At 32.1% G+C, this 1,492-nt stretch carries 1 protein-coding gene; it reads left to right on the top strand.

Annotated features, from left to right (window positions below; translation table 11 throughout):
* The first annotated feature begins 70 nt into the window (after positions 1 to 70).
* Entirely contained in the window at positions 71 to 1,324 is a 1,254-nt protein-coding gene (locus tag C8C76_RS14960; RefSeq protein ID WP_108143050.1) for an IS4 family transposase, read from the top strand.
* The last annotated feature ends 168 nt before the right edge of the window (positions 1,325 to 1,492 follow it).

The following is a 1,492-nucleotide window of genomic DNA, read 5'->3' as shown; positions in this document are numbered from 1 at the left end:
TAGAAAAACTCCTTATAATTGGGATTAGGATAGTCTTTGTCCAAATCCCAAAAAATAAGGAGCATATACTATGGACAAAGATATCACAGAAACCACATTTAATCAACTACTTGTTTCAATAAATTTTAATTTATTCTCAAAAATTGTTACTGAACTTGAACTGGATAAATATACTAAAAAACTTACAACAAAAAGATTATTCTTAATTTTACTCTATGGTCAGCTTGAATCTGTTAGCTCTCTTGACAGTTTAAGCATTGATGTCAGCAATAGGTCTGATCTTAAAAAAGAAATTGGCCTGGACTCTATAAGTGCCTCTCAGCTTTCAAGAAAATTAAGAGATATTCCACCAGTGATCTTTGAAGAAATATTTAATCAGATTAAACTTGAAGCTCTGGCAAAAAGAGGTTCTAATTTCTACAGAAATAATCTTGGCCAGCTAAACATCATTGATGCATCAACTGTCTCTATGGCTTTAAGTAATTATCCCTGGGCTGATTTTAGATCAACAAAAGCAGGAATTAAAATACATACCCGCATTATTTATGATGGAGAAATTATGCCTGATAAAGTTGAGATTACTCCAGCTAAGGGTGCAGATAAAACCAAGATGGATAATCTCATTGTTCAGGATAAAAATACTCTCCATGTCTTTGATAGAGCTTATGTTGACTATAAAGGCTTTGATAATTACTGTGATGCTGGTATTCTCTTTTTATCAAGGCTTAAGAGTAATGCTAAAATTAAAGTTCTAAAATCTAAAACTGTAATTATTGATGGCCAGGAAGTTAAAGATTCGATTGTTCTTTTAGGTGATAAAAAACAGGACAAACAGATGGATAATATCTTAAGGATCTTAGAAATACCTGACAGAGAAAACCCTGGCAGTACAATTAGATTAATTACAAATGACTTTGAACATTCTGCAGCATTAATCAGCAGATACTACAGAGATCGCTGGCAGATAGAGATTTTCTTTAAGTGGATCAAACAGCATCTGCATGTTAAAGTCTTTTATGGACACAGTGAGAATGCTGTTAAATCACAGATATTTACTGCTTTAATCAGCTTTGTATTACTTACTCTCTTAAAAAGAGAAGCCAATACAGATAAGAGTTTATTTAAGGTGCTTAAATATTTTAGAGCCTGTAAGTTTGAGAGTTTAAAAGCTTTTATCAGAAAGATAAATCGACCACCATCACGCTCGTCTAAAGGTCGGAGAGTGATAGATTACGAAAAAATCTATCAGCTACTCGAAAGGCAGGTGATGGCAGGAGAAACAGAGCTTTTATATTCAACAGAATTCAATCCAGTAATTCTGTAAAAAGAGCAAATATATTATGGTAAAATGTGGATAAAGACTATCTCTTAATACTCCATTATCTCTTTTTCTTAAAAAAGGATAAGGTAGTGACTGAATATTCTGTAGATAGTATATGTTCTCAATAACTTAAATTTGACAATGCTTAAATATTTTTATGCAATGCTAGTG

The organism is Halanaerobium saccharolyticum (assembly GCF_003053565.1).
Lineage (GTDB): Bacteria > Bacillota > Halanaerobiia > Halanaerobiales > Halanaerobiaceae > Halanaerobium > Halanaerobium saccharolyticum_B.
Note: the sequence above shows the minus strand (reverse complement) of the source record. Positions and strands in the feature narration are given on the sequence as shown.

What these genes read in the sequence shown, in the direction of transcription:
- C8C76_RS14960 (WP_108143050.1), top strand. Translation starts at nt 71, where the DNA reads ATGGACAAAGATATCACAGAAACCACATTTAATCAACTACTTGTTTCA.